General features: G+C 40.9%; 22 protein-coding genes and 4 tRNA genes. 4 read left to right on the forward strand and 22 right to left on the reverse strand.

What is annotated here, in order from left to right; all coding sequences use genetic code 11:
* Positions 1–24: 24 nt before the first annotated feature.
* The 9 genes from rplA to ACOQO5_RS11735 all read right to left on the reverse strand — a co-directional run bounded on the left by rplA (position 25) and on the right by ACOQO5_RS11735 (position 3759).
* Complete coding sequence (rplA, locus tag ACOQO5_RS11695; protein ID WP_420581866.1) at positions 25–720, reverse strand: 50S ribosomal protein L1; 696 nt, start codon at positions 718–720, stop codon at positions 25–27.
* A gap of 16 nt (positions 721–736) precedes the next feature.
* Positions 737–1177 (reverse strand): 50S ribosomal protein L11, encoded by a 441-nt coding sequence (rplK, locus tag ACOQO5_RS11700; protein ID WP_084373605.1) that lies wholly within the window; start codon positions 1175–1177, stop codon positions 737–739.
* A gap of 2 nt (positions 1178–1179) precedes the next feature.
* Positions 1180–1737, reverse strand: coding sequence for a transcription termination/antitermination protein NusG (gene nusG / locus ACOQO5_RS11705; protein ID WP_420581867.1), 558 nt, complete (start codon positions 1735–1737; stop codon positions 1180–1182).
* A 22-nt stretch (positions 1738–1759) separates the two neighbouring features.
* Complete coding sequence (gene secE / locus ACOQO5_RS11710) at positions 1760–1948, reverse strand: preprotein translocase subunit SecE (protein ID WP_420581868.1); 189 nt, start codon at positions 1946–1948, stop codon at positions 1760–1762.
* A 27-nt stretch (positions 1949–1975) separates the two neighbouring features.
* Positions 1976–2048 (reverse strand) — tRNA-Trp (locus ACOQO5_RS11715).
* Positions 2049–2161: 113 nt separating this feature from the next.
* Positions 2162–3349 carry an elongation factor Tu gene (gene tuf, locus ACOQO5_RS11720; RefSeq protein ID WP_420581869.1) on the reverse strand — a complete coding sequence of 396 codons (1188 nt, stop codon included), beginning with the start codon at positions 3347–3349 and terminating at the stop codon, positions 2162–2164.
* 125 nt (positions 3350–3474) lie between these two features.
* A tRNA-Thr gene (locus ACOQO5_RS11725) sits at positions 3475–3546 on the reverse strand.
* 13 nt (positions 3547–3559) lie between these two features.
* A tRNA-Gly gene (locus tag ACOQO5_RS11730) sits at positions 3560–3632 on the reverse strand.
* Between the two features lie 44 nt (positions 3633–3676).
* A tRNA-Tyr gene (locus ACOQO5_RS11735) sits at positions 3677–3759 on the reverse strand.
* Between the two features lie 255 nt (positions 3760–4014).
* Here ACOQO5_RS11735 and ACOQO5_RS11740 point away from each other — a divergent pair.
* Positions 4015–5913 (forward strand): M1 family metallopeptidase, encoded by a 1899-nt coding sequence (locus ACOQO5_RS11740; protein ID WP_420581870.1) that lies wholly within the window; start codon positions 4015–4017, stop codon positions 5911–5913.
* A gap of 52 nt (positions 5914–5965) precedes the next feature.
* Here ACOQO5_RS11740 and ACOQO5_RS11745 read toward each other — a convergent pair whose 3' ends face one another.
* On the reverse strand, positions 5966–8464 hold the full coding sequence (locus ACOQO5_RS11745) for a M1 family aminopeptidase (protein WP_420581871.1): 2499 nt from the start codon (positions 8462–8464) through the stop codon (positions 5966–5968).
* A 105-nt stretch (positions 8465–8569) separates the two neighbouring features.
* On the opposite strand from ACOQO5_RS11745, the gene ACOQO5_RS11750 reads away from it, so the two are divergent.
* Positions 8570–11515 (forward strand): DUF2723 domain-containing protein, encoded by a 2946-nt coding sequence (locus ACOQO5_RS11750; RefSeq protein ID WP_420581872.1) that lies wholly within the window; start codon positions 8570–8572, stop codon positions 11513–11515.
* A gap of 76 nt (positions 11516–11591) precedes the next feature.
* Here ACOQO5_RS11750 and ACOQO5_RS11755 read toward each other — a convergent pair whose 3' ends face one another.
* The 7 genes from ACOQO5_RS11755 to ACOQO5_RS11785 form a co-directional block, all read right to left on the reverse strand.
* Positions 11592–11969, reverse strand: a complete 378-nt coding sequence (locus ACOQO5_RS11755; protein WP_420581873.1) for a T9SS type A sorting domain-containing protein — start codon at positions 11967–11969, stop codon at positions 11592–11594.
* A 188-nt stretch (positions 11970–12157) separates the two neighbouring features.
* Entirely contained in the window at positions 12158–13678 is a 1521-nt protein-coding gene (locus tag ACOQO5_RS11760; protein ID WP_420581874.1) for an NAD(P)H-hydrate dehydratase, read from the reverse strand.
* A 52-nt stretch (positions 13679–13730) separates the two neighbouring features.
* Positions 13731–14948, reverse strand: a complete 1218-nt coding sequence (locus ACOQO5_RS11765) for an NADH-quinone oxidoreductase subunit D (RefSeq protein ID WP_420581875.1) — start codon at positions 14946–14948, stop codon at positions 13731–13733.
* Complete coding sequence (locus tag ACOQO5_RS11770) at positions 14945–15448, reverse strand: NADH-quinone oxidoreductase subunit C (RefSeq protein ID WP_420581876.1); 504 nt, start codon at positions 15446–15448, stop codon at positions 14945–14947. The genes ACOQO5_RS11765 and ACOQO5_RS11770 overlap by 4 nt, the downstream gene beginning before the upstream one ends.
* A gap of 2 nt (positions 15449–15450) precedes the next feature.
* Positions 15451–15972, reverse strand: a complete 522-nt coding sequence (locus tag ACOQO5_RS11775) for an NADH-quinone oxidoreductase subunit B (protein WP_420581877.1) — start codon at positions 15970–15972, stop codon at positions 15451–15453.
* Between the two features lie 146 nt (positions 15973–16118).
* Positions 16119–16592: an NADH-quinone oxidoreductase subunit A gene (locus tag ACOQO5_RS11780; protein WP_420581878.1), complete on the reverse strand. Its 474-nt coding sequence runs from the start codon at positions 16590–16592 to the stop codon at positions 16119–16121.
* Between the two features lie 314 nt (positions 16593–16906).
* On the reverse strand, positions 16907–19129 hold the full coding sequence (locus tag ACOQO5_RS11785) for an NADP-dependent isocitrate dehydrogenase (protein WP_420581879.1): 2223 nt from the start codon (positions 19127–19129) through the stop codon (positions 16907–16909).
* Between the two features lie 258 nt (positions 19130–19387).
* Here ACOQO5_RS11785 and ACOQO5_RS11790 point away from each other — a divergent pair, with 258 nt between their 5' ends.
* Both ACOQO5_RS11790 and ACOQO5_RS11795 read left to right on the forward strand, forming a co-directional pair.
* Entirely contained in the window at positions 19388–19531 is a 144-nt protein-coding gene (locus ACOQO5_RS11790) for a hypothetical protein (RefSeq protein ID WP_420581880.1), read from the forward strand.
* 195 nt (positions 19532–19726) lie between these two features.
* Positions 19727–19867 (forward strand): hypothetical protein, encoded by a 141-nt coding sequence (locus ACOQO5_RS11795; RefSeq protein ID WP_420581881.1) that lies wholly within the window; start codon positions 19727–19729, stop codon positions 19865–19867.
* Between the two features lie 313 nt (positions 19868–20180).
* Here ACOQO5_RS11795 and panB read toward each other — a convergent pair whose 3' ends face one another.
* The 5 genes from panB to ACOQO5_RS11820 all read right to left on the reverse strand — a co-directional run bounded on the left by panB (position 20181) and on the right by ACOQO5_RS11820 (position 23009).
* Positions 20181–20999, reverse strand: a complete 819-nt coding sequence (gene panB / locus ACOQO5_RS11800) for a 3-methyl-2-oxobutanoate hydroxymethyltransferase (RefSeq protein ID WP_420581882.1) — start codon at positions 20997–20999, stop codon at positions 20181–20183.
* Between the two features lie 80 nt (positions 21000–21079).
* Entirely contained in the window at positions 21080–21640 is a 561-nt protein-coding gene (locus ACOQO5_RS11805) for a thioredoxin family protein (protein ID WP_420581883.1), read from the reverse strand.
* A gap of 115 nt (positions 21641–21755) precedes the next feature.
* A complete protein-coding gene (locus tag ACOQO5_RS11810; RefSeq protein ID WP_420581884.1) occupies positions 21756–22172 on the reverse strand; it encodes a BrxA/BrxB family bacilliredoxin in 417 nt (138 codons plus the stop codon).
* A 92-nt stretch (positions 22173–22264) separates the two neighbouring features.
* Positions 22265–22579 carry an iron-sulfur cluster assembly protein gene (locus ACOQO5_RS11815; RefSeq protein ID WP_420581885.1) on the reverse strand — a complete coding sequence of 105 codons (315 nt, stop codon included), beginning with the start codon at positions 22577–22579 and terminating at the stop codon, positions 22265–22267.
* A 1-nt stretch (position 22580) separates the two neighbouring features.
* Positions 22581–23009, reverse strand: coding sequence for a SufE family protein (locus ACOQO5_RS11820; RefSeq protein ID WP_420581886.1), 429 nt, complete (start codon positions 23007–23009; stop codon positions 22581–22583).
* Positions 23010–23034 lie beyond the last annotated feature (25 nt).

The following is a 23034-nucleotide window of genomic DNA, read 5'->3' on the forward strand; positions in this document are numbered from 1 at the left end:
AGCGGTATTGATTATAAAAGCTTTTTAAACTCCGGTAGAAGCTTTATCAATTGTAACCCCTGCGCTCATTGTACTAGAAAGACTCACGTTTTTCATATAAGTACCTTTCGCACTTGCAGGTTTCAATTTGTTTACCACATTGATCAACTCCATTGCGTTGTCTTTGATTTGTTCAGCAGTGAAAGATGCTTTCCCAACACTTGCATGAATAATACCAAATTTGTCCACTTTAAAGTCAATCTTACCAGATTTCACTTCTTGTACTGCTTTCGCTACGTCTAATGTCACTGTACCAGACTTAGGGTTTGGCATCAATCCTCTTGGGCCCAATACTCTACCTATTCTACCTACTTTAGCCATTACTGTTGGCATAGTCACAATCACATCGATATCAGTCCAACCGCCTTCGATCTTCTTGATATACTCATCTAATCCTACGTGATCTGCACCAGCATCTTTAGCTTCTTGCTCCTTATCAGGAGTACATAGTACAAGAACTCTTACTTCTTTACCAGTTCCGTGTGGAAGTGTCGCCACTCCTCTTACCATTTGGTCTGCCTTTCTTGGATCAACTCCTAGCCTAATATCAACGTCCACTGAGGCGTCGAATTTAGTTGTAGTGATGTCCTTTACTATCTGCGATGCTTCTTCGATGCTATAAGCCTTCGTTTTGTCATACCTCTCAGCAGCTAGTTTTTGACTTTTCGTTAATTTCGCCATGTTAATTTTTAATTAATTAGGCCCAAGGGGCTTTACCACTTACTTTTATACCCATGCTTCGAGCTGTACCAGCTACCTGCTTCATTGCTGATTCTACTGTAAATGCATTTAAATCAGGCATTTTCGTTTCAGCAATTTCTTTCACTTGATCCCAAGTTACGCTACCCACCTTATCGCGATTAGGCTCCGAAGAAGCCTTTTTCAGCTTTGCTGCATTAAGCAACAATACTGGCGCAGGAGGAGTTTTAATAACAAAATCAAACGACTTATCGGTATATATTGTAACAAGCACAGGCAATACCTGTCCCGCTTTTTCCTGGGTTCTGGCATTAAATTGCTTACAGAAGTCCATAATGTTAAGACCTTTACTACCCAGTGCAGGTCCTACAGGAGGAGAAGGATTGGCTGCGCCACCCTTTATCTGTAATTTTAAGTAACCACTAATTTCCTTAGCCATTTTTACTCTGTTTTTTCTACTTGTATATAATTAAGTTCTACAGGTGTGTTTCGTCCAAAGATTTTCACCATTACATTTAGCTTCTTTCTTTCTTCAAATACCTCTTCTACATTACCTGTAAATCCACTGAACGGACCATCCATTACTTTCACAGTTTCTCCTACAATAAAAGGAGTATCCAACTTCTCTTCGAATTCGTCTACTTCTTCTACCTTACCCAAAATTCGGTTCACCTCATTTTGTCTCAAAGCCACTGGAGTCTTGGCAGGACCGCCATCGTCGGCACCTAAAAAGCCAATTACACCTGGTATTTTGGTGATAGTATGTTGTACTTCGCCATAGTTTAAGTCTGCAGATATTAGAATATAACCTGGAAAGAAATTTCTTTCTCTCACACGCTTTTTCCCATTTCTCATTTCATATACCTTTTCTGCAGGTATCATGACTTGAGGAATGTAATCTTCAAGACCCATTCTTGAGATCTCAGTTTCCAAGTAGGTTTTCACCTTTTTCTCCTGTCCACTCACCGCACGAACTACGTACCACTTATGTTCACTCATAATAGCAGGGCTATTTGACTATTTATAGATTATAAAACCACTTTAATAGATTATCGAAACCGAAATCTATTATACCAATGAATATTGCGAAGATCAGGGAAGCGACCAATACCAAAATTGAACTACTCTGAAGCTCACTGTATTTAGACCATGTAACTTTATGGACCATTTCGTCATAAGACTCTTTAAAAAAGTTGATCAAATTTGTCATTACTCAAACCTTTGCTTTAAACATTTGCACGGGTGGAGAGACTCGAACTCCCAGCCGCTGGTTTTGGAGACCAGTGCTCTACCAATTGAGCTACACCCGTAAAACCTTCAGCCCAAAAGGACTGCAAAATTAGAATTATTTTTGATTATAAACAAATGCGCTTCATTAAAAAATGAAACGCATCTGATAATCTTGTTATATCTGTATTAGACCTTAGTCTAAGATTTCAGTTACCTGACCAGATCCAACTGTTCTACCACCTTCTCTGATCGCAAATCTTAGTCCTTTTTCAAGAGCTACTTTGTTGATCAATTTCACTTCGATAGTAACGTTATCACCAGGCATAACCATCTCTACTCCTTCAGGAAGCATGATTTCGCCAGTAACGTCAGTTGTTCTTAGGTAAAACTGAGGTCTGTATTTGTTGAAGAATGGAGTGTGACGTCCACCTTCTTCTTTAGACAATACATAAACTTCAGCTTTGAAGTGCTGGTGAGGAGTTACCGAACCAGGCTTACAGATGATCATTCCTCTTTTGATATCAGATTTTTCGATACCTCTAAGCAATAGACCAACGTTGTCACCAGCTTCACCTCTATCCAATATTTTTCTGAACATCTCAACACCAGTGATAGTAGACTTCATGTCTTCTGCACCCATACCGATAATGTCAACAGCGTCACCTGTGTTAGTTACACCTCTTTCAATTCTACCAGTTGCAACAGTACCTCTACCAGTAATAGAGAATACATCCTCAACAGGCATCAAGAAATCTTTATCAACAGCTCTTTCTGGAAGTGGAATGTACTCATCCACAGCAGCCATCAATTCTTCGATTTTAGCAACCCACTCAGGCTCACCGTTCAATCCACCAAGAGCAGATCCAGCGATTACAGGAATGTCGTCACCTGGGAAGTCGTACTCAGAAAGCAATTCTCTTACTTCCATTTCAACTAGCTCAAGTAGCTCAGCATCGTCAACCAAATCTACTTTGTTCATGAATACAACCAAAGCAGGAACACCTACCTGACGAGAAAGCAAGATATGCTCTCTAGTTTGTGGCATTGGTCCATCAGTAGCAGCAACCACGATGATCGCACCGTCCATTTGAGCAGCACCAGTAATCATGTTTTTCACATAATCGGCGTGACCAGGACAGTCTACGTGTGCGTAGTGTCTGTTGTCTGTTTGGTATTCGATGTGTGAAGTATTAATTGTAATACCTCTTTCCTTTTCTTCTGGAGCGTTGTCGATAGAAGAGAAGTCTTTTTGCTCTGCCAGACCCTTGTTCGCAAGAACTGAAGAGATCGCAGCAGTCAAAGTTGTCTTTCCGTGATCCACGTGACCAATTGTACCAATATTCACGTGAGGTTTCGAACGGTCAAAGGTTTCTTTAGCCATGTCTGAAAATTCCTATTTTAGTTAAATATTAAATTAAATATAAAAAAAGGCTACACATAAATATATAGCACAATCACTCAAACCAATATCGCCTTTTTTATAACAAAAAGACTTTCAGAGCTATGAGCCAATGACGGGATTTGAACCCGTGACCTCTTCCTTACCAAGGAAGCACTCTACCCCTGAGCTACATCGGCTTGAAAAATTAAGAGCGGGAGACGAGGCTCGAACCCGCGACCTACAGCTTGGAAGGCTGTCGCTCTACCAACTGAGCTACTCCCGCTTAATCTTTTCACTGATTCAACTGGTTATTAAATCAGGCCAATGTGGGGGGAGCAGGATTCGAACCTGCGAAGACATAAGTCAACGGAGTTACAGTCCGTCCCAGTTGGCCGCTTTGGTATCCCCCCGTGTTCAATAAAATTGAGAACAATCCTTATCAAAATTGAAGAGTATTTCTCTCCCGTTTTTCTTAAGGAAGTGCAAAATTATATGCTTTTGATTCTTATTCAAATTTTTACAAACTTATTTTCAGCATAATTTATTTTTTTTAATCCGCACTGCTTTAAGGCCGTTTAAACCTCATTATTAGTCAAAAATCAAACATTAATTTTATTACTTCACGGGATCATTAGATTTGCAAAGATTATAAACAATAGATACCTATGAAGAAAAAGATATTGAATCCTATCCTACTTGCTTGGAGCTGCTGTGCAATTTTGTTCAGCTGTGGAACAAGTCAAGAATCCTCAAACGAAAAAAACACTGAAATGAAAGCCTCTGATGTACACACATTTGCTCAGCCAGAAGAAGCAGTTGTTACACATTTGAATTGGGAGGCCTCGGTGAATTTTGATTTGAAGAAAATTCAGGCGATTGCTAAGCTAACCATCAAAAGCTCTCAAGGAGCAAAGCAACTGGTTTTGGACACTAAAGAACTAACCATTAATTCAGTTAGGAATGGCAACAATGAAGTACTCAATTTTGTGCTTGGCGAGACTCAACCACATTTAGGTGCTCCATTAACTATCGACATTACTCCCAACACTAAAAATGTAGTGATCGCTTATGAAACTTCTGAAAAGGCGGAAGCACTTCAATGGTTAGAACCAAGTCAGACTACAGATAAGGTCTACCCTTTCTTGTTTACTCAATCACAGGCAATTTTGGCTCGATCGTGGATTCCAATTCAAGATTCTCCAGGTATTCGCTTCACTTATAATGCACAAGTGAGTGTTCCATCTGATCTTATGGCTTTGATGAGTGCATCAAATCCAATTGAAAAAAATGAGGATGGAGTCTATAACTTTGAAATGAAGCAAGCTATTCCTGCCTACCTCATGGCATTATCGGTTGGAAATATTGAGTTTAGTTCACTTGGCGCTAGAAGCGGTGTTTATGCTGAACCTTCGGTTTTAGAAAAAGCAGCAGCGGAATTCGAAGACCTCGAAAAAATGATCAGCGCAGCAGAAGAACTCTATGGTCCTTATCGATGGGATCGATACGATATTATTGTTCTACCATCCAGTTTTCCTTTTGGAGGAATGGAAAATCCTAGGTTGACATTTGCAACTCCAACAATTCTAGCAGGCGACAAATCACTGACTTCTTTAGTAGCACATGAGTTAGCACACTCTTGGTCTGGCAACTTGGTAACCAATGCCAATTGGAATGACTTCTGGTTGAATGAAGGATTTACAGTCTACTTCGAGTACAGAATCATGGAAGCTGTTTATGGCCGAGATTATTCAGAAATGCTGGCTTTACTTTCTCTTCAGGATTTGAAAGCAGAAATAGAAGAAATGAAAGCAGCTGGAAACTTCAAAGACACCAGTTTGAAATTGGATTTGACAGGACGGAATCCGGATGATGGGTTGACTGCCATTGCTTATGATAAAGGGTATTTCTTTTTAAGACTTTTGGAAGAAACTGTAGGTAGAGAAAAGTGGGATGCCTTCTTGAAAGATTACTTCACGAATAATTCTTTCAAAACCATGACTACAAAGAAGTTCATTGAAATCCTTCAAACTCAATTGTTCGATGCTTATCAATTGGATATGGAGCCTGCTATTTATGAAGCATGGATTTATACACCTGGCCTCCCGGATAATTGTCCGGTGCCGGTTTCTGACAAATTCGAAAATGTCGACAATGCCTTGGCTGCCTGGACTGCGAATCAAAGTAAAGAAGAGCTACAAACTTCTTACAACAGTGACAGCTGGACTACTCATGAATGGCTGAGGTTTGTTCGAGGCTTGCCTGACTCGCTGTCTACAGAACAAATGGCCAATTTGGATGAGGCCTTTGGATTTACCAATACCGGTAATAGCGAAATATTCGATGTTTGGGGTATTTTGGTAATTGCTAACCAATATGAACCTGCGTACAGTCAATTGGAATCATTCTTAGTAAATACAGGTAGAAGAAAATTCTTGATGCCATTATATAAGGAGTTTGTAAAAACACCTGAAGGAACAGAAATGGCAAAAGAAATTTATGCGAAAGCAAGACCTAATTATCATTTTGTAGCAAGTAGCTCTATTGATGCTTTGCTTGGGATGTAAATGATTTAATTAACAAACTACACAAAGGGGTTGAAGTTTTTCAATCCCTTTTTTATATCCCTTCATATAGTTCAATTAGCCTTTCGTCACTTTCATTTTCTTTAACGTCTTTGATTATGGCATCTACGCCGTCCATATCCGACATCAGCACCAAAGCCTGAAAAGCAGAAAACCTTGCCATATAATTGGTATTGTTTCTAGCCACTTCTTCCAGTTGAGGAATGGCGGCTTTTCTATATTGATCTGGAGCTTCCAGGAGTTTTTCGGCGTAAGCTTGAATAAAATAGAAAAGTGTATTTCCGTCCAATCCCTTCATTCGATTCTGAAACCAATCGTAGGAATCTTTGTGCTCTTGATAGAGGTAATACTCAGCGAGCATGATCACAATATTCAGATTAGTTACCTGTTGCTGGTTAGATAAAAACTGAGCTGGCAGCTTCTCTTTATTTTTTGTAAACTGCGCAATGGTGGATGCCGCCACCAAATAAGAGGAATCATTCAAGGCTTTATTGAATTCTGCTCTATATTTTGCAAATCCACTTTCCCCGATGTAAGCCAGCGCATATGCTCTGACCTGTGAACTAGGATCGTTTAACATTTTTACTATCTCTTCTTCATATTTTTTTAATTTCACTTCCTCATCCATTAGATACTCCAATGCATATTGTCGCACCATGTAGTACGGATCTTCAAATGACTTCTTCAAGACCCGATCAATCAGCTTATTATCTTCGAATGAATAAAGGCTATCCAAAGTTTCGATGCGACTGAACAGGCTGCCGTCTTTCTCAAATTGAGCAACATATTCTTTTTCAGATTTCGGATGATCGATAAGAGCCAGTAGCTGCCGCTCACTATCAAAGATGACAACGTCTGGCTGTGTGTCCATCGGGAACTGATAAGTCTCATAGGCCTCATTGATAACAATAGGAAAGCTAGCCAATTCGTCTCCCTTCCAGATATCCACAAACACGGGCAATTGAAAAACCGGCATTTCGTCTTGACTTTGGATTTGTTCTACAGTCAAGGTCAATGTATCATTGGCAAAAGAGTGTCTAACCTCTAACTCCGGATGCCCAGCAAAGAAAAACCATTGATCAAAGAACCAATTCAAATCCTCCCCGGTCACTTCTTCAAATGCTAATCGAAGTTGCGCCGCCTCCACGGATTGAAATGCATTTGCTTCTAAGTATTTTTTTAATCCCAAGAAGAAGGCCTCATCTCCCAAATAACTTCTGAGCATATGTAGCACAGCAGCCCCTTTATTATAGGTATGTGAATCAAACAAATCCTCTTGATTCTCATAATAGTATCGTATTAGGTTTTTGGGCTCTTCTGATGCTTCTATAAAGTATGCTTCTTGCTCCACTAAAAAAACATAGTCAGCCTCATCCTGGCCATACTTGTACTGATTCCATAAGTATTCGGAGTAGCTTGCAAAGGCCTCGTTTAATGTTAAATTAGACCAGGACTCACAGGTCACCAAGTCGCCGAACCACTGGTGCATCAACTCATGAGCGATGATACCATCCCAGTTGTCATCGATTAGATATCTCCGATCAACGTTCAAATCTTCATAGAACAAGGAGGCGGTTGTATTTTCCATAGCTCCTGAGACATAGTCACGAACGACAATCTGATCATATTTTTTCCAAGGATAAGAGTAACCCAATAAGTCAGAAAAGAATGTCATCATTTCGGGGGTATTGCCAAATATATCTTTGGCATACTTTCCATAGTCTTCCTCCAGCCAATAAGCTATTGGAATACCTTTCCATTCATCTCTAGTTACACTAAACTCACCAACTGTCATCATAAACAAATAAGGAGAGTGCGGCTGATCCATTTCCCATACGTCTGTTCTTTTCCCATTAGCCTCTTTGATCTGCTCTGTCAACAAACCATTGGACAGCGTTTTGAATTTATCCTGGACGGTAATTCTCATTATCTGCGTGCAACGCTCGTTGGGGATATCGATAGTTGGAAACCAACCTGAACTGGCTTCTGTTTCTCCCTGTGTCCATATTTGTTGAGGTTTGTCTAGATCAGATCCATCAGCATTAATAAAATAAAGTCCACGGTTTTCTTCGATCGCTTCACTACCTCCTGCTTCACGTTCATAAGGTTTTGCGGTGTATGCTATAACTACCTGAATGGTATCTCTTCTTGTGAATGCCTTTCCCAACGGAATGGAAATCTCCCATCCATCATATTCAAAATCACTTGATTTACCTGCAACAGATAGGGATTTAATATCCATACCCTTGGCATCCAGCACTAATGATTCTTGTTCATAAAACAAGGGGGTTAATTCGAGTTTTGCTGTTCCGTTCAGATATCTCTTTTCCCAATCGAACGACACAGCCAGTTCCGTATGAATCAAGTCCCATGTTCTGGAAGCCGAAGCTCTATAGGTCAACAGTTCTGATTCCGTTATATCTACCATATCTAAAGAAATAGCATCTCTTTCATTATTGGACTGAGCGGCTATCTGGCTTTTACTAAAAAGTAAAACTCCAAGAATCAGAAAAAGACATTTTGTATACTTCATACGACTAGAATTAAGTGTTCCGTTTTAAGCGCCCCAAGTTAACCTTTATTAACGTTTTGGTTTGATCAAATATGACTATTTTCGCCAGTTAAATTTCCATTTTTTATGAGCGATTACAATAAATTAAACAATATAACCGGTTGGATTATTTTCATTCTAGCCACTACAGTGTATGCCCTTACTGTAGAACCTACTGCTAGTTTTTGGGATTGTGGCGAATTCATAGCTGTGTCCTACAAGCTTGAAGTCCCCCATCCTCCAGGTGCTCCATTTTTCTTATTGCTTGGCAGATTATTTTCATTCCTCGCCATGGGTGATACCACCCAAGTGGCCTATTGGATTAATATGCTAAGCGTATTGAGTAGTGGTTTCACCGTATTGTTCTTGTTTTGGTCGATTACTCATTTAGCTAAAAAACTTGTTACCCCAGATACGAACTACACCAACTTTGTCATCATTGGAAGTGGTTTGATTGGCGCCTTGTCATATACTTTTTCAGATTCATTCTGGTTTTCAGCAGTTGAAGCTGAGGTTTATGGCATGTCTTCCTTTTTTACTGCCTTTGTGGTATGGGCCATGCTTAAATGGGAGAACATCAAAGATCCTTCTGATGAGAATAGATGGATGATTTTGATTGCTTATATGGTAGGACTTTCGATTGGAGTTCACTTGTTGAATTTGGTAACTGTTCCTGCGTTGGGATTAGTTTATTACTTCAAGAAAAGAGAAAAGCTAAGTACACGAGGAATTATTACCACCTTAATTGCCAGTGGTGCAATCGTGCTTATTATCATGGAAGGGGTGATTCCAGGGCTACCAAGTTTTGCTGGCAAAATGGAAATTTTCTTTGTGAATAACCTAGGGCTACCATTTGGATCAGGGATAATATTCTTTGCAGCTTTATTTATCGGTGGCTTAGTTTATGGTATTTATTATTCTATCAAATCCAGCAACGCAACACTCAATACTATTTTAGTGAGTTTTGCTTTTATCGTAATCGGATATTCTTCCTACTCAATTGTACTCATCAGATCCAACTACAACCCACCGATTGATGAAAACAATCCGGAGGATGTTTTGAGTTATGTTTCTTATTTGAAACGAGAGCAGTACGGAAGTAGACCTCTGCTTCATGGTCAACTATTTACTGCTGATATTGTGGATCAGAAAAAAGGTGCTCCAGTCTACACGAAGGGTGAGGAAAAATACGAAATCACGGATTACAAACTGGAATATATTTATAACCCAGAGCACACTACTATATTACCACGAGCCTATAGCAATCAACCTGGTCATGTTCAGCGTTATAGAGAAATTTTAGGATTGAAGAATGGAGAAAAACCAAGTTTCGCAGACAATCTGGCTTACATGTTCAAACACCAGCTGGGCACGATGTACTTCCGATACTTCATGTGGAATTTTGCAGGAAGAGCCTCCGACATCCAGGGCGCAGACTGGGTTGGACTCAATGACGCATTTGAAAAAGTACCTTCCATGCTCGAAGAGAACAAAGGGAGAAATATCTTCTTTATGATCCCTCTGATGCTAGGAATTATTGGACTTACATTTCAGTATTACAAAGACCCAAGAAACTTTGCTTTTGTAGGACTATTATTCTTCTTAACAGGAGCGGCTATCGTCCTTTACCTCAACTCTCCTCCTACGGAGCCAAGAGAAAGAGATTACATCTATGCTGGTTCTTACTATGCTTATGCCTTTTGGATCGGTTTAGGTTTTATTGCCATATTCAAAGGTATAATGGCTGTAATTAAAAAAGGTGTTCCTGCCGCAGCCATTGCATTAGTCATTTGCTTGTCTGCTCCAATCATCATGGCTTCTGAAGGATGGGATGATCATGATCGTTCAAACAGATACTTCTCAGTGGACTCAGCTAAAAACTTCCTCGCTTCTTGTGAGGAAAATGCCATCATCTTTACTGGTGGCGACAACGACACCTTCCCGCTGTGGTATGTACAAGAAGTAGAAGGATTCAGAACCGACGTGCGAGTGATAGTATTGAGTTACTTCAATACGGACTGGTACATTGCCCAGATGATGCGAGATGCCTATGAGTCGAAGCCTCTACCATTTGGCCTGACCCTTGACAATTACAAGCAAGGTGGGTTGAATGACTACTTACCATTAGTCGAAAGGCAAAACATAAAAGGAGGTACAATGAACGCTGCTCAGTTTATCAAACTGATTAAAGAAGAGCATCCTGCACTGGCAGTGCCCACATCTATTAGTAGTTACAATTCCGTTCCGGCTAAAAACTTCTATTTGCCTGTAGATTCAGCCAAAGTAATGGAATTGGGAATTATTCCAGAGCAATTTGCCTCAAGGCTTTCAGATCGAATGACATGGAGTATGAAAGGCCGAGGATTGGAAAAGAAAGATTTGGCTATCCTTGATTTGATTGTAAACAACAATTGGGAAAGACCTATTTATTTCAATAACACTTCCGCTTCAAGCGTGAACTTCAATTTGAAGGATTATATGGTGCAAGAAGGAAATGCTTTCAGGTTGTTGCCTATAAGAAATCAAACCTCTGGCGAAATGTTCGTGAATACGGATATCATGTTTGACAATATGATCAATAATTTCCACTGGAGAGAATTGGACAATCCGACAGTTTATTATTCTGAGGACTATAGAAATTTTGTTTTAAATCACAGAGCAAGTTTCAATACGTTGATTCAGAACTTATTGGCAGAAGGAAAAACCGAAAAAGCCAGAGAAGCAATTTTGAAATGTCTTGAATTCATGCCTGATAATGTCATTAGATATGACCACTTCAGTGTTCAGCAGGTAGGTTATCTTATTCTAGTAGGGGAAGAAGAAAAAGCGACTGAAATGGCCGAGCTAATTTCAACAAGGTCTGACGAGATGCTTACTTATTTATATTCAACGGGCAATTTGGACAGATTTGAATTGCAGAAAAACTTGATTTCACTAAGTGAGTTGGCCCGCACATTTAGAGGGACTGAAAACCTGGAACTAGCAAGCAAGTACGAGGAATTATTCAGAAAGCACTATGAACTGATGCAATAGCAATATCAATTAAACACAAAAAAAGTAAGGCCTCGAATATCGAGGCCTTACTTTTTTACGCTCCTTGCTTCTATTATTATTTTTTTAAAAATTTATACGCTTCTTTAAACTCGGAAAAGTCGTCTTTCACCACCACAAAATAATAGCCGGGATTAAAGTTTTTTATGTTGATACGATATTTATCACTACCAACATTCTCAGCATTCACCTCTACCGTATTGCCAATTATGCTGTGCAATTCAAAAGAGGTTTCTCTTAAAGTTGAATTCTTAATATTTACAACAATGTAATCAATGGAAGGATTTGGGTACACTTCAATTTGATTGGAAAAGTCCAGAGACTCATTTTCGAATATGATAGATTCTGCTGTATAAGTCGTCGCACTGGTGCTATCTTGAGCCCATGCTGTGGTTGCTGTAAACAGCAAGACCACTGATCCGATGACTTTTAACAATTGCATATCGTTCTATTCCCAATTTCACTGCTCTACAAAATACGCAAATAGCGGATTTATAGTTTCTATGAATATAATTATTTTTTTGTTAAGTCTTAGGAAAGAATCTTATTTTTCGACCAGTGATCTATAATTTCTGGATGAATTTGTCTGGATATGACGTCTTTGGCATAAATCGCCTGAATTAATCATTGGCTCACTTTGCGAAAGGCTTTGGGAAGATAATTGATAAGATCTGAAGCAATCAATGACTCTTCTGCATTCTTTTTGGTGAACAAATCTCCTGATAGACCATGTAGATAAGCACCCAACAAGGCGCTTTCAAAACCTGAATATCCTTGCCCCAAAAGTGCTGTAATGATCCCAGTTAACACATCTCCACTTCCGCCTGTTGCCATGCCTGGATTTCCTGTAGAATTGAAAATCACCGTTCCTTCAGAATTACAAATACTCGAATTAGCTCCTTTTAGCAAGACAATGAGTTCGTGCTCTGCGCAGAATCTAATTTGCTTATCCAATCGCTCATAATCATCGTCCCAATTCCCCACCAATCTTTGAAATTCACCCGGATGTGGCGTGAGCACTGAACCCTTAGGTATTTTTTCTATCCATTTTTTGTTCTCCGACAAAATATTCAATGCATCTGCATCTATGACCATGGGTCGGTCAAACTGATCTAGTATTTGACTCAATGCTTCAGCAGTTATTTTTTCCGTCCCTATTCCTGGTCCAACTCCTATTACATCAAACCCCGAAAGGGATTGTATACTGCCAATTATATTATCATTTTCGTCACCAATGACCATGGCTTCTGGTACACTTCCTTGGAGCACATTAATCCCACACGCTGGCAAATGAACGGTAAGCAAACCTGCACCTGATCGTAAACATGCGCTACTGGCCAGTACGGCAGCTCCAATCTTCCCAAGGCTGCCTGCTACAATTAAATTCTTCCCTGCAGTTCCTTTATGTAAAAACTTGCCTCTGGAACGAATGAATGATTTAATAAAACCTTCTGTAGAATAGTAAAAACTGGAAGACAATGACTGCACATATTCTTCAATAAGCCCAATGCTCTTTATTACCAACTGACCACTATGAGTTTCATTATCAGGAAGCAATAAAGACAATTTGGGTACTTGAAAACTGACTGTATGTGTTGCCGTCATTATTGCACCTTTTTCAAACCTTTCATTACATCCTAGCCCGGAAGCAATATCTACTGCCACACGAAATGCGCAGGGTTGCCCATTGAGATGATGGATGAGGTCTGCGATCAATCCAGTAATGGGTCGACTAAGACCAGAACCAAACAAAGCGTCTATTATAATGGTGCCTTTACTCAACTCTGGGAAATTGCCCGAGTCTATGACTGTTTGAGGAATGTCATAGTTTTGAATAAAGTCATAGTTGATCTTAAAATCTCGGGAACCTGTATCTGGATTGCCTACACAAAAAAGTGAAACCATATAACCAGCTTCATTCAGCAGTCTACAAATCACCAGTCCATCTCCCCCATTGTTTCCGGTACCACAAAAAATAACTACGGGAGAATCGACAGAGAATTCAGCTACAAACCATTTTACAAACTCCTCTGAAGCACGCTCCATTAAATCTATGGAGTGTATAGGTTCATTTTTGATCGTAAACTGATCAGCTTGACGGATTTGCTCCGCATCCAATACTTTGAGGCATAAATTGAGATCCATTTCCAAAAACCATTAACAATTAAATTTAATGATTTTTGTACAGGAATTAAGTTTATCTATCCACTTCTCCCATAACAAAGTCTAACGAACCAACAATAGCGATCAAATCAGCTACCATATAACCTTTTGAAATGGCAGGAAGTATAGAAAGATTAGAAAAACTACATCCTCTAGCTTTGCATCGGACTGCAATATCGGATCTACCATCTGTTCGAAAGAAGAATCCTAATTCTCCTTTCGGGTTTTCGGCTCTAACATATAAATCCTGAGCCTTCGGTCTAACCTTTTTAGGTACTACTTCCCGAGGGTCAAAGTCTCTAGTACGCATATGATCGCCAGTAAGTTGAGCCAAGCACTGCTCCACAATCTTTACAGACTGTTTCACTTCTTCCACTCTTACCCAGGTACGGTCCCAGCAATCGCCTGTTTGTCCCATTTGTCCAGAGCCAATAGGCACCTCAAAATCGAGCTCGGGGTATACTGAATAACCATCTACTTTTCGGTAATCTAGACGTAATCCAGATCCTCTCAGTATCGGCCCAGTCACACCGTAATTGATCGCTAGGTTTCTTGGAATGACTCCTATATTGGCCGTACGTTCAATGAAGATTTTATTGTTCATCAAAACTTCATCCAGCTCAACCAGTTTGGGTTTTAGGTAATTGATGAACTCAATACACTTCTCCTCGAACCCTACCGGTATATCATAAAACAACCCGCCAATCCAAATGTAGTTGTATAGCATTCTTGCACCACTCACCCATTCAAGCAATCGCAGAATATGCTCTCGATCTCGCATGACCCATAAAAATGGAGTAAACGCACCAATATCTAAGCCATAAGTACCGATCGCCACAAAATGAGAAGCGATCCTATTTAGCTCAGCCACAAGTACACGGATGTATTCTACGCGTTTAGGAATTTTTTCTTCAATACTAAGCATTCGCTCTACTCCCATGGCGTAGGCATGCTCAGAGTTCATCGCACCTACATAGTCCATCCTATCTACGAACGGAATCACCCCATTCATGGCAACTTGCTCAGCATGCTTTTCAAAGCATCGATGCAAGTACCCTAAATGCGGCACTACATCTACTACGATCTCCCCATCAGTCACAACTTCCAACCTCAACACTCCGTGCGTAGATGGATGCTGCGGCCCTATATTGATGACCATTTCCTCTCGTGTGAGTTTGGACTCATCGTACACGTTTGGTGCAGATTCATTAAGGTTTTCAGGTCTGTATTTATATTCTATGGCTTGGCTCATGCTGGGTCTCCCTCCTCTCTGATCGTTTTCATTCCACGATAAGTGGCCGGTTCTTCATAGTCTTTTCGCATCGGATGCCCGCCCCAATCGGCTGGCATCAGAATTCTGCGCAGGTCTGGATGATTATTGAATATGATTCCAAATAAATCAAAAGCCTCACGCTCATGCCAGTTCGCTGTTTGCCATAAATGGCTGACTGTTGCAATCTCAGGGTTTTCTCTCGGAATCACAGTTTTGATCATGACTGAATGTTCCAATGGAATGGAATACAAATTGTAAATCACCTCCATGGTGTTGACTTCTACACCATTGTCTATGGCCGTGAGGCAAGACAACAGATCGCAAAAAGAAGCTTCGTCGTCCTTGAGCAAAGTCATGACTTCTTCCACTTTCGAGGAATCTATGACTAGCGCCGTAGGTGTGGCATTTTCATCAATAGACAAAACCGCGTCCTCGCCGATTTTTGATGCTATCAGATTTTTAAATTCTTCTGTCGTCATGCTTAGGCTTGTTTGTCTAAAATTTCTCTGAAACCTTCAGGTGCTACCAAGGTTTCGTTTTCAATTTTTTCTCTGAGTTTGATAATGCCACCAATCAGAGCCTCAGGCCTAGGTGGACAGCCCGGCACATAAACATCAACCGGAATGATTTTATCTACTCCTTTCACTACATGATAGCCATGCTCCCAATAGGGGCCACCACAGTTGGCGCAGCTGCCCATAGATATGACGTATCGCGGCTCAGCCATTTGCTCGTAAAGTCTACGAACCCGATCGGCCATTTTGTAGGTTACCGTACCAGCTACGATCATCACGTCAGACATTCTAGGACTAGCTCTGGGCACCACACCAAATCGATCCAAATCATAGCCTGAGGCCATGGATCCCATCATTTCGATCGCACAGCAGGCCAAACCAAAGCCCATGGGCCAGATACTGGACATCCGTGCCCAATTGGTTAGGTCTTCTAAGTTGCTCAGGACGACACCGCCATTGTTAAATTGTTGATCGAGTAGGCCTTTCATGTTTTATTAGATGTTAGATTTTAGATACTAGATTTTAGACTTACTTTTTTTTGTCATTTCGACTGGAAGGAGAAATCTATGTTCCCTTCTTTGTGCCATTAAGATTTCTCCCTATCGGTCGAAATGACAAATTGCTTAGAGATTAGTTAATTATTAGCATATTTCTTATTCAAATCACTATACAACGCATCAGGCACTTTGCTTTTAGTATCTAGTACACTCACTTCTGGTTTTTCCCATTCGAGGTAGCCTTTGCCCCAAACGTAAACTAGACCTAATGCAAGAATGAGAATGAACAGCCCCATTTCTACCATAGCCAGCAGTCCCCAATTTCCTGCGGTTTCGGCGTTGAGTTGTTCGTTGCCAAAAACAATAGCCCAAGGAAAAAGGAACAAAAGCTCCGTTTCGAACAAGACGAAAACTAAAGCCACTACATAGAAGCGGATGTTGAATTTTCCCCAGGCGGTGCCTGTAGGGTCTTCGCCACATTCGTAAGTGGTGAGTTTTTCGTCATTTGGCCGACTAGGTCGCAGCAATCGACTCATCACCAGCGGGCCGATGATGGCGACCAGTCCGCCTACGGCGAAGAGTAATAAGATTTGATAATTGGTTAATTCCATAGTTTAGAATTCAATATAGAATCTGATTCAAAAGGCTCAATGAAGGTGTCAGGCTGAGGTACTCGAAGCCTTGCTGCTATTAGCAGGCGGACATTTCGACGTAGCTCAATGTGACAGGTTTTAGAAACAAGTCTTTTGAATAAGTCTCTTTACATACTAAGTTACCACAAACAAAAAAACCTCGCCATAAGACGAGGTTTATAATTTCTATATCTAGCGTCTTACAATATCACCTATACTCAATCCAACAACAAAAAGAATTTGTTGCATTCATATCAAGGGTTGGGATGTTGTAAGTTCTGTTCATTCGCTAACTACGCAATAGACGTCAAAAGGCCGTTCAATGTTGCGCTTGGTCGCATCGCTTCAGAAGCCAGTTTTTCGTTTGGCTGATAGTAGCCACCGATATTCACTTCTGCACCTTGCGCCGCGATCAGCTCTTCGTTGATCTTCGCTTCATTGTCAGCCAAGGCTTTAGACAAGTCGGTAAACTTCGCTTTCAAATCAGCGTCCTTGTCTTGGTTGGCTAAAGCTTCCGCCCAGTAAGTCATCAAGTAGAAGTGAGAACCTCTGTTGTCAATTTCGTTCACTTTTCTAGAAGGCGATTTGCCTTCATCCAAAAATTTACCGGTCGCTTCATCCAAAGCATCCGCCAATACTTGTGCTTTGGCATTGTCAGAAGACTGGCTCAAATGCTCTAAAGAAACCGCTAAAGCCAAGAACTCACCCAAAGAATCCCATCTCAAGTGACCTTCTTCGTTGAACTGCTGAACGTGTTTAGGCGCAGATCCACCTGCACCGGTTTCGAACAATCCACCGCCATTCATCAACGGAACGATAGAAAGCATTTTCGCACTAGTACCCAATTCCAAAATCGGGAACAAGTCAGTCAAATAATCTCTCAATACATTTCCAGTAACTGAGATAGTATCTTTTCCTTCTTTGATTCTTTCCAATGAGAACTTAGTAGCCTCCACTGGCGATTTGATCAATAGTTCCAATCCAGCAGTGTCATGATCTTTCAAGTAAGTATTCACCTTAGCGATCAGCTGAGCATCATGCGCTCTGTTTTCGTCCAACCAGAATACTGCAGGATTGCCAGTAGCCTTTGCTCTCGACACAGCCAACTTCACCCAATCCTGGATTGGTGCGTCCTTCACTTGACACATTCTGAATAAATCACCTTCGCCAACTGGCTGCTCAATCAATACGTTGCCAGCAGCATCAACTACCTTCACCGTACCTGCAGCCGACATTTGGAATGTCTTGTCGTGCGAACCGTATTCTTCTGCTTTCTGAGCCATCAGACCTACGTTGGGCACGCTACCCATTGCAGTAGGGTCGAAGGCACCATGTTTCTTACAGAAGTCGATGGTCTCTTGGTACACACCTGCATAACTTCTATCTGGAATCACCGCTTTAGTATCTTGCTGTTTACCTGCTGCATTCCACATCTGACCAGAAGTTCTAATCATCGCTGGCATAGAGGCATCGATAATCACGTCACTTGGTACATGTAGGTTGGTAATTCCTTTATCGGAATTTACCATAGCCAAGTCTGGTCTGTTCTTGTAAACTGCCTCGATGGCTGCTTTTACTTCAGACTCCTGCGCATGTCCAGCGATTTTGGTGTATACGTCGCCGATACCGTTCGTGGCTGTTACGCCTAGTTCTGCGAACAAGTCTGCATATTTTTCAAAAACATCAGCATAAAACACTTCAACTGCAGCGCCGAAAATGATAGGGTCAGACACCTTCATCATCGTGGCTTTCATGTGCAATGAGAACAATACGCCGTTCGCTTTTGCATCTTCTATTTCCTTGGCAATGAATGCTTTCAATGCCGCCATGTTCATGACAGAGGCGTCGATGATTTCGCCTGATAGCAACGACACTTTTTCTTTCAACACCTTAGAAGAACCGTCTGCACCTACGAATTCGATTTTTACATCTGTAGCATCAGCTATAGTTACTGATTTTTCACTTCCGTAGAAATCGTCAGCAGGCATGCTCGCTACGTGAGACTTAGAGTCAGCTGACCAAGCGCCCATCGAATGTGGATTTTTCTTGGCAAAGTTCTTCACTGCCTTAGGTGCTCGTCTATCAGAGTTTCCTTCTCTCAATACCGGGTTCACTGCACTACCCAATACTTTGGCATAAGCTGTCTTGATTTTTTCTTCTTCAGCATTTTTTGGACTAGCTGGGTAATCGGGCAACTTATAGCCTTGTGCCTGCAATTCTTTGATGGCGGCTTGAAGCTGCGGGATTGAAGCACTGATGTTAGGCAATTTGATGATATTGGCGTCTGGCGTCTTCGCTAATTCTCCAAGCTCTGCCAAAGCATCGCCGATCTTCTGATCGTCAGTCAAATACTCCGCAAGGTTCGCGATGATTCTTCCTGCCAAAGAGATGTCTCTGGTTTCAACTTCTACTCCTGCAGCTTTGGTGAATGCCTGTACAATAGGCAAAAATGAATAGGTGGCTAGTGCCGGCGCTTCGTCCGTTTTTGTGTAAATGATTTTAGCTTTTTGTGCCATTCGTATTCCAGATTTTAGATTTTAGACGCTAGACTTTAGACTTGATTGAAGCCATATACTGTCGTCAAATTCAACAACTAATTATAAACTCTATTTGGGCTTCAATGTTCGGAATGGCGAATTTAATAAATGTTTGCAGAAAGGGGTATGGATTGGGTGGTTAATAGCTGGAGCGGGTGGTTTTTTATCTAAATATCAAAGTCATTCCGTAGTGCAACGAAGGAATTTTCTTATTGACTGGCAGGCTGCTTCTCGCTGATGAGTTTTCTCCAGTCATTCGACTCACGTCTCATTCCTTGCGAAATGACAGAAAAGGATTATGATGTGGCTACACCTTGGTCACAAGACCAGCGTGAGCGAATCATTTCTTATTTCAAGGTTTTTGAAAATTATACTGTCTGAGCGATAGCGAGTTTATAATTTTCTAGCCATTTTGCTTCCTTTTTTGGCAATGAAAAAAGGAAGAGCCTGCCTGGCTTGAAGGCAAAGCACGATTGATGCACTTCAAAAACGGTTGTAACGCAAGTTAGAATCGTACTCAGGTTAATATGTAATAATATGAAAGAATGCTCTTGACTGCTGGCAGACTCTACATAAATGACAAGATTTCTTCAGTCATCCGACTTTCGTCGAATTCCTTACGAAATGACAGGAGGGGCTAATGATGCAGCTGCACGTTGGTCACAAGACCAACATGGGCGAAAATCGGTGATGACGGTAAAGCATTCTTACTGTTAGTATTTAATTTTCGCTTAAGATAGATTTTAAGCAAACACCCAATAAACCAAAAATCCAACGATAATTATAGAGATAACCATTGCTTTAATTTTTCTTCTGACCTCTTTCTTTCGAGTTATTTTAAGCCTGCGATGTAGCTTCTCCAAATATTCAGGACTGGCTTCTTTGAAAACTAGCGGTTTTCTAGAAATGATATAATTGGTAATGTAAGACTTGTCAAAATTAGTATAACCGGAACCTCTATTTCCTTTCAAGGTCTGCCTATTCTGTTTGCTTAAATCATTTGCCCATCTAGAGAAACTTTCACCCATAATCAATAACTCTCCTTATCGCTTGGGAAGTCTTTGGCTTTGACGTCTTTGATGTAGCCTTGCACTGCCTCTGTCATGATTTGACTAATGTCTGTGTACTGACGAAGGAATCGGGGTTGAAACTCTTGGGTGATGCCTAACATGTCGTGTGTCACGAGCACTTGTCCGTCTACATAAGGACCAGCGCCTATTCCTATGATTGGGATATTGACCGTTTCGGCCACTCTTTTGGCCAAATTGCTTGGAATTTTTTCTAATACAATGGCATAGCAGCCAGTTTCTTCCAGCAGCTTCGCATCAGAGATCAGTTTCTCTGCTTCGGCTTCTTCTTTAGCTCTCACTGTATAAGTGCCAAACTTATAAATCGACTGCGGGGTTAATCCCAAGTGACCCATCACTGGAACTCCAGCACTGAGAATTCTGGTTATGCTCTCCTGAATTTCTGCTCCGCCTTCCAGTTTTACAGAATGCGCACCAGATTCTTTCATAATTCTGATGGCTGATTTCAAGGCCTGCGTCGAATTCCCCTGATAACTTCCAAATGGCAAATCTACGACTACAAAAGCTCTACTGATTGCTCGTATTACTCCTTGTGCATGATAAATCATTTGATCTAGTGTGATGGGTAAGGTAGTTTCGTTGCCTGCCATCACATTGGAAGCCGAATCTCCTACGAGCAAAACATCAATTCCTGCTTGATCCAAAATTCTGGCCATCGAAAAATCATAGGCCGTAAGCATGGAGATTTTCTCTCCACGGTTTTTCATTTCCTGGAGTTGGTGGGTGGTTACTCTCTTGATGTTGGATTGATGTACGCTCATTAGTGGGGAGTTAGAAAGTCAAAAGTTTTATCAATTTATAGATTGTCACAAAACTAGTCACTTTTTACTATCAACTTTAACTAATTATTCTTCCACTTGATGTTGCAGCCGAGGCTGGGATGTTGTTCGGTATCTACAGGAAGACTTGCAGACAAATTGCGTAGCGCATAGCTCAAATCATCACCAGAGACAGGTACCTCATTGCCCGGAGTGGCTCCATCGAGTCGGCCACGATACACACATTCGTCTTCGCTATTGAAAACGAAGAAATCTGGAGTACAGGCCGCTTGATAAGCTGTTGCTATTTCCTGAGACTCGTCATAGAGATATGGAAATGTGAATCCATACTTCTCCGCATGTTTCTTCATCAGCTCAGGAGAATCATCGGGATAATTTTCTACATCATTAGAACTGATGGCTACGAAGCCAATGCCTTTGTCTTGATAAGTTTTCGCTACTTCAACAATTTTTTCTTGCACATGAATCACATAAGGACAGTGGTTGCAAATGAACATCACTACTGTGCCTTTGCCAGACTTCACATCAGAAAAACTAAAAGTATTTCCAGAGACTGTGTCAGGTAGATTAAATGCCGGAGCTTGAGTACCCAGCGGCATCATCGTAGATTCGGTTTTGGCCATGGTTTGTAATGAATTGTGATCAATGAATAATTGGTAGTGATTAATAAATAGCAAAGAGTGAATAATTAGTTGAGGCTCAAAAATTATTCACTCTTCATTATTCACTATTAATTACTTAACAGAATTCGTCGAATACCTGTACTAAGTGATCTGCGATCATCTCTGCACTACGGCCTTCTATGTGATGTCTTTCAACAAAGTGAGCCAACTCACCATCTTTGAACAAAGCGATAGACGGAGAAGACGGAGGGTATGGTAAAGTAAACTCTCTCGCTTTTTGAACTGCCTCAGCGTCTACACCAGCAAATACTGTAGCCAAGTTAGTTGGCTTTTTAGCACTGTTTTCTACTGCCATTTTCACGCCTGGTCTAGCTGCTCCGGCTGCACATCCACACACTGAATTGACCACCAAAAGCGTCGTACCTTTGTGATCAGTCAAATGCTGCTCTACTGAGTCAGCTGTTTTAAATTCTTCAAAGCCTACAGACGTCAAGTCTGCTCTCATTGGGGCTACTAATTCTTCTGGATACATATCTTTTTTGTATTAAATATTCTTATTTCTTTTCTATTTACAATTGTTCGAATATTGTCCATGGTCGATGGGCCATGAACTGTCGACCAAAATCACATAAACCCAAGCTCAAGTTTGGCGGCTTCGGACATCATATCAGTCTCGTAGGGAGGGTCGAAAGTCACTTCTACATCCACTTTGCCTATGCCTTCGATTTCTTCTATCCGCTGCTTGATTTCCTCCGGCAAAGCTTCTGCCGACGGACAAGCAGGCGAAGTCAATGTCATCAAGACATAGACGTTGTTCACTGGAAAAATGTTGATCTCATAGATCAAACCCAATTCATACACATCTACTGGGATCTCGGGGTCATAGACCATTTTGATCGCTGCGAGCACTTTTTCTTTTAAGTCTTTCTCTTCTGCCATCTTAGTTAATTTTAGCTTTCATTGCCAAGGCGTAAATCTGCATTTGCTTGATCATGGCTGCAAAACCATTGGATCGTTGCGTACCGATGAACCTGTTCATTCCAATTTTCTCATGAAAGTACAGGTCTGCATTTAAAATATCGTCCGGTGTCTGGTTAGATAAAATCCTCACCAACAAACTCACCAACCCTTTGGTAATGGCTGTATTGCTGTCTGCCTCGAAGACAACTTTATCATCTTCCATTTTGGCATTAAGCCAAACCTTTGACTGACAGCCTTTTACGATATTTTCATCTGTTTGATGTTCGCCAGGAAGCTCAGGAAGTTTGGTTCCTAGTTCCATCACGTAGCCAATGGTCATTTCCATATCACCATCTAGCATACCAAAATCTTCAATTATTTCTTCCTGAATGGAATTGATTGTAGCCATTACTTGCTGCCCATGAGGCCTTTAT

The organism is Reichenbachiella sp. (genome assembly GCF_965223055.1).
Taxonomy (GTDB): domain Bacteria; phylum Bacteroidota; class Bacteroidia; order Cytophagales; family Cyclobacteriaceae; genus Reichenbachiella.

Bases quoted from the DNA above. Each gene is read 5' to 3' on its own strand.
- ACOQO5_RS11740 (WP_420581870.1), top strand. From the start codon at position 4,015: ATGAAGAAAAAGATATTGAATCCTATCCTACTTGCTTGGAGCTGCTGT.
- ACOQO5_RS11815 (WP_420581885.1), bottom strand. From the start codon at position 22,579: ATGGCAGAAGAGAAAGACTTAAAAGAAAAAGTGCTCGCAGCGATCAAA.
- ACOQO5_RS11795 (WP_420581881.1), top strand. From the start codon at position 19,727: ATGACAAGATTTCTTCAGTCATCCGACTTTCGTCGAATTCCTTACGAA.
- ACOQO5_RS11745 (WP_420581871.1), bottom strand. From the start codon at position 8,464: ATGAAGTATACAAAATGTCTTTTTCTGATTCTTGGAGTTTTACTTTTT.
- nusG (WP_420581867.1), bottom strand. From the start codon at position 1,737: ATGAGTGAACATAAGTGGTACGTAGTTCGTGCGGTGAGTGGACAGGAG.
- ACOQO5_RS11810 (WP_420581884.1), bottom strand. From the start codon at position 22,172: ATGTATCCAGAAGAATTAGTAGCCCCAATGAGAGCAGACTTGACGTCT.
- ACOQO5_RS11750 (WP_420581872.1), top strand. From the start codon at position 8,570: ATGAGCGATTACAATAAATTAAACAATATAACCGGTTGGATTATTTTC.
- ACOQO5_RS11790 (WP_420581880.1), top strand. From the start codon at position 19,388: ATGAGTTTTCTCCAGTCATTCGACTCACGTCTCATTCCTTGCGAAATG.
- ACOQO5_RS11780 (WP_420581878.1), bottom strand. From the start codon at position 16,592: ATGGAATTAACCAATTATCAAATCTTATTACTCTTCGCCGTAGGCGGA.
- ACOQO5_RS11770 (WP_420581876.1), bottom strand. From the start codon at position 15,448: ATGACGACAGAAGAATTTAAAAATCTGATAGCATCAAAAATCGGCGAG.
- ACOQO5_RS11765 (WP_420581875.1), bottom strand. From the start codon at position 14,948: ATGAGCCAAGCCATAGAATATAAATACAGACCTGAAAACCTTAATGAA.
- ACOQO5_RS11760 (WP_420581874.1), bottom strand. From the start codon at position 13,678: ATGGATCTCAATTTATGCCTCAAAGTATTGGATGCGGAGCAAATCCGT.
- panB (WP_420581882.1), bottom strand. From the start codon at position 20,999: ATGAGCGTACATCAATCCAACATCAAGAGAGTAACCACCCACCAACTC.
- ACOQO5_RS11820 (WP_420581886.1), bottom strand. From the start codon at position 23,009: ATGGCTACAATCAATTCCATTCAGGAAGAAATAATTGAAGATTTTGGT.
- rplK (WP_084373605.1), bottom strand. From the start codon at position 1,177: ATGGCTAAGGAAATTAGTGGTTACTTAAAATTACAGATAAAGGGTGGC.
- tuf (WP_420581869.1), bottom strand. From the start codon at position 3,349: ATGGCTAAAGAAACCTTTGACCGTTCGAAACCTCACGTGAATATTGGT.
- secE (WP_420581868.1), bottom strand. From the start codon at position 1,948: ATGACAAATTTGATCAACTTTTTTAAAGAGTCTTATGACGAAATGGTC.
- ACOQO5_RS11785 (WP_420581879.1), bottom strand. From the start codon at position 19,129: ATGGCACAAAAAGCTAAAATCATTTACACAAAAACGGACGAAGCGCCG.
- rplA (WP_420581866.1), bottom strand. From the start codon at position 720: ATGGCGAAATTAACGAAAAGTCAAAAACTAGCTGCTGAGAGGTATGAC.
- ACOQO5_RS11775 (WP_420581877.1), bottom strand. From the start codon at position 15,972: ATGAAAGGCCTACTCGATCAACAATTTAACAATGGCGGTGTCGTCCTG.
- ACOQO5_RS11805 (WP_420581883.1), bottom strand. From the start codon at position 21,640: ATGGCCAAAACCGAATCTACGATGATGCCGCTGGGTACTCAAGCTCCG.